At 69.3% G+C, this 8,797-nt stretch carries 3 protein-coding genes; all 3 read left to right on the forward strand.

Features of this window, described 5'->3' with window-relative positions:
* Positions 1-1,331 (forward strand): cell wall-binding repeat-containing protein (locus KY469_21580; protein ID MBW3665694.1); only part of this gene is annotated, 1,331 nt, incomplete at its 5' end.
* 11 nt (positions 1,332-1,342) lie between these two features.
* Entirely contained in the window at positions 1,343-5,800 is a 4,458-nt protein-coding gene (locus KY469_21585) for a cell wall-binding repeat-containing protein (protein MBW3665695.1), read from the forward strand.
* A gap of 95 nt (positions 5,801-5,895) precedes the next feature.
* A partial coding sequence (locus KY469_21590; GenBank protein MBW3665696.1) for a hypothetical protein occupies positions 5,896-8,797 on the forward strand: 2,902 nt, incomplete at its 3' end.

Below are 8,797 nucleotides of genomic sequence, written 5' to 3' on the forward strand. Positions count from 1 at the left end.
TCGCCAGACAGGACGTCTACGCCGACGCCTTGGCTGGTGCGCCTCTGGCCTTCGAGAACCACGCCCCGATGCTCCTCACCACCCAGGGAGCGTTGGCGTCCGAGGTGAAGACCGAGCTCGAACGCCTCCGCGTCGACACGGTCTACCTGCTCGGCGGCGAGGCGGCGTTGTCGCCCCGCGTCGAACAGGACCTGCAGGCCATGGGCATCCGCAACATCGTCCGCATCGGAGGGATCGACCGCTTCGAAACCGCGGCCATGATCGGTGAACGCCTGACCGACACCTCCAACGTGTACATCGTCGAGGGGGCCGACCCGAGCGAGACCCGCGGCTGGCCCGATGCGTTGAGCGTCGCGCCGCTGGCGTCCGTGGAGGGTCGGCCGATCCTGCTCGTGACGACCGAGACCCTGCCCGAGCACACGCGTGCCGCGCTCGACGAGTTCGGTGCAGAGTCGGCGACCGTTATCGGCGGACCCGTCGCGGTGAACGACGACGTCCGTGCGGCGATCGAGGACGAGGGTGTGGCCCTCAAGGAGGTCTTCGGCGACGACCGCTACGACACGTCAGCGAAGCTGGCCGATATCGCGGCCCGCACGCACCTGCACGACGCGCGCCCCTGGCTCGCGACCGGGGAGAAGTTCCCGGACGCACTGTCCGCGGGGTCGGCGGCGGCACTGAACGGTGGACCGCTCCTGCTGGTCCCACACGGCGATCTAGGTGCAGCCCCGGCCTCGGAGGAGTGGCTGCGTGAGCACTCGCCGGACGTCGACCGCGTGCGCTTCCTCGGCGGACCGGTAGCCATCTCGGCGAACGTTGAAGCCCAGGTGAAGCAGGCGATCGCGGCCGGTCCGCCGCCTGCAGGACCCACGCCGCCGCTGAAGGGCGAGGAGCTCGCGAGCTTCACGTTCGAGACCGGACCCGAGGGCTGGACGACCTCGACCAACAAGATCACCACCCGCTGGCAGGTCGCCCCGCCCGGCGATGCGTCCGGGCAGAGCTTCCAGATCCCGGTGTACGACAACGAGTCGACCGCGATGCTGACCTCCCCGGCGATCAGCCACACCGGCGGTCCCGTGAAGCTCCAGTGGTCGCAGCGGACCAACTCCGAGGAAGGGTTCGACTTCCTCAACGTGGAGTGGTCGGTCGGGGGCGAGCTCTACCACGGGCTGGTCGGGTTCTCCGGGATGAACGAGAGCTACCCGCAGTTCGATCCGCACGAGATCGCGTTCGAAGCACCGCCAGGTGACCTGTACATCCGCTTCCGGTTCAGCAGCGACCAGCTGGTGAACCAGGAGGGCGTGTACGTGGACAACGTGGTCGTCAGCAACTAGGAGGCCCGCCCTTGATCCGGATCCCGCGACTGGAAACGGCTGTCGTCGCACTGGCCGCCGTCGGACTCATCGCCGGCGCCGCCATGGTCGTGGAGAGCCGCGACCCCGTCGCACGCGCCGCGCAGGAGGAGTGCCCGCCGGGCTACGAGCGGGTGACCGAACGCGAGATGACGCCGGAGATGGCGGCGCAGCTCCCCGCGCAGTACCAGGGCGGTGAGGGCCTCGAGCTGGGTTCGTCGTTCCGCGGGGCGTGCCTCGCGACGGACCGGCCCGAGCCGTTCCGGGAGCTGGCGCTGCGCGACATGCAGCAGTCGTCGATCCGTACCGCGCCGTACGACTCGATCCACCCCGACGCGCCACTGGCGGCGGCGATGCAGCGCCAGGAGCTCGTGGCACGGGCTGCGTCCGTTCCCGGTTCCGGTGGTGTTGCGCAGAAGTACGGACTCGGACCGCAGATCTCCAACGATCCTCGGTATCCCAGCACGTCCGGCAACGGGATCGTCCACAGCACCGGCCGCATCGACGACCTCAAGTACGACCCGCCCACGGGTCGGCTCTTCGCCGCGATCGGGACCGGCGGGGTGTGGCTCTCGGAGGACCTCGGTGAGTCGTGGCGTCCCATCACGGACAACCTCCCCTCGACGGTGGTCTCGTCGGTCGCCTACACGCGCGCGGGCGGCCCCGACGGGACGATCGTCGCGGTCACGGGCGAGCACACCTTCGGCGGCTTCGCGTTCACGGGGATCGGTGTGTGGTACTCGCGCGACCTCGGCGAGACGTGGCAGCGTTCCTCCGGGCCGCCTTCCGGCACCCTCGGGTTCGCCGCCGAGGTGGACCCGACCAACCCGAACGTCATCTACGCGGCGACCGGCAACGGCCTGTGGCGCTCCACCGACGCGGGCGCGACGTTCCGTGACGTGAAGCTGCCGACGGGCGACTGCGCCGGGGACTACAACGACGACACCTGCAACTTCGCCAACTTCGTCACCGACGTCGTCGTGCAGCACCCCGGAGGGACCACCGACGTCCCCGGCGGCGCCGTGGTCGCAGCGGTGGGGTGGCGGGCCGGTGAGGCCACCAACCCCGACGGCAACGTCCAGTCCGAGCACAACGGGCTGTACTACTCCGACACCGGCCAGCCTGGCACCTTCGCCTACGAGCCTGGTCTCGAGGCGGCGATCCCCGACAGCGGGGACAAGCACGCGCGGATCGGCCGCATCGAGATGGGTCCGGCCGTCGGTGACGCGCAGGACCACAACTACCTGTACCTGATCATGGAGGACGCGGTCCTGTTCAACGGCGGGGCCCGCTTCTCTCCGATCCCGGACGACTTCTTCGGCTCGAACCCGACGTTCCTGTCGGGGGTGTACGTGTCCGACGACTTCGGCAAGAGCTGGGAGCTGCTGGCCGATGACGTCGAGATCGCGAAGTCCTGCCCAGCGAACAACTCCGTCTTCTGCATCCCAGGGCTCGTTGAGCCCGGGATCCAGTCCTGGTTCAACCTCTGGGTCCACCCCGACCCGACGCAGGCCGTGGGCGGCGTCCCCAGTCGGTTGCTGTTCGGCCTCGAGGAGGTCTGGCAGAGCCGCGAGGTCGGCCCCCACGTCAACAACGCGAGCACCTCGTTCGAGGTCATCGGGCGCTACTACGGATCCGGTGACTGCTTGCTGGTGGCGACCGACTGCAGCGTGAACCGCGAGGTCGGTATCACCACCACCCACCCGGACCACCACGCGGGGCTCATCCTCCCGAGGTCCGAGGAGGAAGGTGGCGGTTCGCTGTTGCTCGTGGGACACGACGGTGGCCTCAGCACGCAGATGTCCTCCGGTTCGACCGACCCGTTCGATCAGAACAGCTGGCAGCTCACACAGTTCAACGGGCTGCAGACCCTGTTGCCCTACTCGTCGGTGATCGCCAACGACGGGGTTGCGTACGCGGGCCTCCAGGACAACGGTCAGCTGAGGGTCACACCGGACGAGGGCTTCGCGCAGTACGCCACGTACGGAGCGGACGGGACCTTCACCGCGGTCGATCCCGAGAACTCGGACTACGTGATCGAGTCGACCCAGAACGCGGGGATGAACGTCTCGACCGACGGGGGCCAGACGTGGCGCGGGATCGCCCCGCCTGCCGACAACGTCCGGTTCGTGAACCCGTTCGTCATGGACCCGCTCGACGCCAACCACCTCGCGACGGGCGGCCGCCAGATCGTGGAGTCCACGGCCGGACCGAACACGGCGAACGGTGACGAGGGCAACGAGTGGAAGGTCGTGTTCGACCTCAGGACCACCGAACGTGACCCGCAGCACAACACCGCCGATCAGCCCGAGCCGCCCTCGAACGGCATGAGCGCGATCGACACGCGCGGGCCGGGTACGTACGTCGGCTTCTGCGGAGTGTGCGACATCCTCAACGCCGACTACCCGTTCCAGAACGGCATCGCGACCAACGTGTCCGGGCAGGATCTGCCCGAACCCGGGACGTCGAAGGGATGGCACTTCGCCGCCGCCGAGGGCCTGCCGAACCGCTACATCACGTCGGTCGCGATCGATCCGCGTGACGAGACCCTCCGGACGATCTACGTGACGCTCGGCGGGTACTCGCGTGCGTGGGTCCCCCCGGGCGCGGCTTTCGACGAGAACAACGAGGTCGGTGAGGGGCACCTGTACAAGTCGACCGATGCGGGCGAGACCTTCGTGGACATCTCGGGGAACCTCCCCGACATCCCCGCCACCTGGGTGGAACCACGGGGCGACCAGTTGCTCGTCGGGACCGACCAGGGTGCCTACATCACATCCGATACGAACGGTGGCCCCGTCGCGCCGCTGGCGCCGGACGTGCTCCCGTCGACGCCAGTGACCTCGATCCAGCTCAAGCCGGATGACCCCGACTTCGCGCTGATCGGACTCTACGGCCGCGGTCTGTGGGCCTACCGGTTCCCCGACGGCGACTACACGCTGCGCCGCCTAGGTGGCAGCGACAGGATCGGGACCGCGGTCGAGATCTCGAAGGCCGAGTTCGACAGCTCCGACACCGTGGTGATCGCTCGTCACGATGTGTACGCGGACGCCCTCGCTGGGTCGCCGCTGGCAGCCCGTGAGGACGCACCGCTGCTGCTCACCCCCACCGGGGCGCTGGCGGATGCCGTGAAGCAGGAGATCGACCGTCTCGATGCGAGCCGGGCGATCCTCCTCGGCGGTACCGCGGCGCTGTCCGACCGTGTCGAGCAGGACCTGGAGCTCGCCGGCATCTCGGACATCGAGCGGTACGAAGGCGACAACCGGTTCGGCACGGCCGCCGCGATCGCCGAGGAGCTCGGCGGCCGCAACGTGTACGTCACGGAGGGCATCGACGCGGATCCGACCCGCGGCTGGCCGGATGCCATGAGCATCTCGCCGGTCGCTGCGGAGCGGGGTTGGCCGATCCTCCTCACCGACACGCACACGCTGCCGGGTGAGACCGGGGATGCGCTCGCATCGCTCAACGCCAACACCGCGACCGTGGTTGGCGGCCCCGTCGCTGTCTCCGAGGCGGTCGAGACCGAGCTGGGCAAGCTCGTGAGCGTCCAGGACCGCATCGCCGGCAGCGACCGGTACGAGACCTCCGCGAAGGCCGCAGAGGCCGGACGCCGCGTGGGCCTATCCACCAGCTCGACCTGGTTCGCCCGAGGCGGCGACTTCCCGGATGCGTTGGCTGCGGGTCCGACCGCCGCGCGAGCCGGCGGGGTGATGATCCTGGTACCGGACCACGACCTCGGTGTGTGGGCGTCCGCGACGTTCGTGGACACCTACGCGTGCTCGATCGACGTCGGCTCGATCCTGGGTGGTCCGCAGGCGATCGCCGCGCAGGTCGAGTCCCAGATCCGCCAGCGGTTGGGCGCGTGCGTCGACACCGGGCCGGGCGCGTACCCGACCCCGAAGCCGATCATCGGGCCGCCACCGCCCCCGGAGCCGGCGAAGGACACCCTCGCCGGACCGTACGGGTTCGAGGGCGGCGCCGACGGCTGGACCGTCACCACGCCCAGCCCCGGGGTCCCGGCGACGGCGTGGGAGCGCCAGCAGGGCAACGGCCACGGCGGTTCGGACTGGAGCTTCAACGTGATCCCGTACGGCGAGGAGGTCGAGACGATCCTCACGTCGCCGAAGATGACCGCGCCCGGAGGGACCGCCTTCCTGAGCTGGTGGAACACGTTCGACATCGAGGGTGGCGGCTTCGACGAGGTCAAGGTCGAGTGGTCGCCGAACAACAGCGACTGGACGTCGATCGCGACCCTCGGCGGGCAGAACGTCGGCTACCCCGAGTACGGCGAGATGGAGCTCGAGTTCGCCCCGCCCGCGGGCGACCTGTGGGTGCGGTTCCGCTTCTACAGCGACGAGATCTGCTCGTCGACCGGGACACCGGTGTGCGCCCGTCCGGACGGGTACGAGGGCATCCGTATCGACGACGTCGCGTTCGAGAAGGCCAGCTAGCCCGGGCAGGGATCGGGGCCTCCGCCGTCGAAGATCGTCGGCAGGGAGAAGCCGTCCGCGACGGTCGTGGGTGGCGTTGCTGGGGGGAGACCGCCATGGCTGCAACTTCCGTTGCCCGGGTACGCATTGCCGTGTTCGTCGCACTGGTCGCCATGCTCGTCGGGGCCACGGTCGCCGTGAGCGCCGAGGACCGACGGGCCGCGGAGGCGGCGGGGCCCTGCCCGCCGGGCTACCACCTCGTGGACCTCGCCGAGCTGGCCGTCGAGCGGGTGATGGGGGCCTCGGGCGAGGACGGGCGCGTGCGATCGCCCGACCAGATGCTCGAGCCGAAGTGCCTCTCGGACAAGCACCCCGAGAGCTTCGCGGAGCTCGGTTCCCTCATGGAGGAACGGGCGTCCATGGTGACCGCCCCCTTCCGGTACGCCCCCCAGGGTGCGTTCCGAGCGGCGGTCGAGCAGACGCGGGCGATGGCCGAGCGACCGAGCGACGTCCCGGGCAGCGCAGGAACCTGGGAGCCCTACGGCCACGGCCCCCTGATCTCCAACGACGAACGCTTCGACAGCGTGAACACCCTCGGGTTAGCGGAGCTCAACGGCCGCATCGACAGCTTCGCCTACGACGAGGGCAACGGTCGGCTGTTCGCCCTGATCGGCACCGGCGGGATCTGGATGTCCGAGGACCTGGGCGACTCCTGGACCTCGATCGGGGACGACCTGCCGACCCAGATCTTCGGGGCGCTCGATTGGTCACCGGCCGGGGGTCCCGACGGCACGATCGTCGCGGTCGGCGGCGAGCATCTGATGGGCGGCAACACCTACACCGGCCTGGGCGCCTACTGGACGAACGACCTCGGGCGCACCTGGCACCACGCCGAGGGCGTGCCGGACGGGCTCCTCGGGTTCCAGGTCGAGGTGGATCCGACCGATCCCACGATCGTCTACGCCGCGACGAGCCAGGGCCTGTACCGTTCCACCGACATCGGCAAGACGTTCACCAACGTGGCGCTGCCCACCTCCGAGGAGTGCGCCGGCGTGACGGGCTACGCCAACCCGTGCGAGTTCGCGAACTTCGTGACCGATGTGGTCGTCAAGGAACCGGGGGGCGTCGGCGACGCCGCCGTGGAGGCCGGCACCGTGGTCGCCGCCGTCGGCTACCGCGCCGGCATGGCGCAGTTCCCCGACGGGACCGTCCACGCCCCCGGCAACGGGATCTACCGGTCCTCGAGCGGTGAGCCCGGCACGTTCGAGAAGCTCGACGTGTCCGGGCCGGGAGGGTGCGGCTCGGGGTTCGCTCCACAGCAGAACATCGGCCGTACCGAGCTCGGCAAGACCTTCGGACCGGACCAGGACCACGACTGGTTGTACGCGATCGTGGAGGACGCGGAGCTGTTCAACGGCGGCGCCCCCACGATCGACATCGGGGACCCCGGCAACGACGACCAGGCGATCTACAACACGACCTTCAACGGCATCTACGTCTCCGACGACTTCGGGGCGTCCTGGACGTGCATGGCCGACACCACCGAGATCAGCGAGAACCCCCTCACCAACTCCGGACTGGTGGGGGTCGGCCAGGCGCTGCTCTTCGCCCCCGGCGTGCAGGCCTGGTACGACGAGTACATCGCCGTCGACCCCACCCGCCAGACCGAGGACGGGATCCCCACCCGGATCCACTTCGGGTTGGAGGAGCTATGGGCCAACCGCGGGACCACGCAGGCCCAGGATGGCACGCCCCAGGATCCACGCGGGGATTTCCACGTCATCGGCCCCTACTTCGCGGACGAGACCTGTTACCTCCTGGACACCGGGACCCCGACGTGCCCGTCCGGAGACGATCTCGACAACCCCGAGACCACCACCCACCCCGATCACCACGACGGCATGTTCATCCCGACTGGTGACGGTGGGGTGCACTTCATCGCCGGGACCGACGGCGGCGCCTACCGCCAGACCGTGGCCGAGGGCGAGGAGTTCGTCGAGGAGGGGTGGGCCGAGGGCAAGAACGACGGCTTCAACACCCTGCTGCCGTACCACGCACGGATGGCCGAGGACGGGACCGTCTGGTACGGGCTGCAGGACAACGGCACCGCCAAGACCGAGCCCAACGGGAAGAAGGTGATGACCTTCGGAGGGGACGGGGCGTTCGTGGCCGTCGACCCGGACGACAGCGACTACGCCTGGGGCGAGACCCCGTTCGCAAGGATGCGGTTCACCACCGATGGCGGTCGGACGTGGACGGGCTGCTCGCCGCCGATCACGAGGAGTCAGTTCATCAACCCGTTCGTCATGGACCCGACCGATCCGAACCACCTGATGACCGCGGGTCGGCAGGTCGTCGCGACCGTCGATGGTCCGGAGACCTGCACGGGTGTCGTGACGGACGCGGTGATCAGCGGCTGGACCCAGGTCTTCGATCTCGGTACGAACGAGGACACCGGCGCTACGAACTCCATGTCGGCGATCGACGTCCGTGGGGCGAACGCGTACGTGGGGTTCTGCGGGCCGTGCGACCTCATCAACAACTGGGACGTCGGCTTCGCCAACGGCATCGCCACGAACGTCGGTCAGGAGGAAGAACCGGAGAAGGGCTCGTCCGCCGGCTGGCACTTCGCCTCCGCGGACGGCCTGCCCAACCGTTACATCACGTCGGTGGCGATCGATCCCGACGATCCGGCGACGGTCTATGTGACGCTCGGTGGCTACGCGAACCGCGAGTGGGTGCCGCCCGGCAGCTACCTCGACCCGACCGAGAACCTCGGCGAGGGGCACGTGTTCCGGTCCACCGATGCCGGGGAGACCTTCACCGATCTCTCCGGGGATCTACCGAACGTCCACGCCACGTGGATCACGCTGCGCGACAACGGGCAGATGGTCGTCGGCACGGACGCCGGGGTGTTCCTCTCGGCCGACGCCGACGGGACCTCTTGGGTGCCGCTCGACGACGGCTTGCCGGCGGCACCGGTGACCTCGTTGCAGATCGCCCCGCAGGATCCGGAGG

The organism is Actinomycetota bacterium (assembly GCA_019347575.1).
Classification (GTDB): Bacteria; Actinomycetota; Nitriliruptoria; order Nitriliruptorales; family Nitriliruptoraceae; genus JAHWKY01.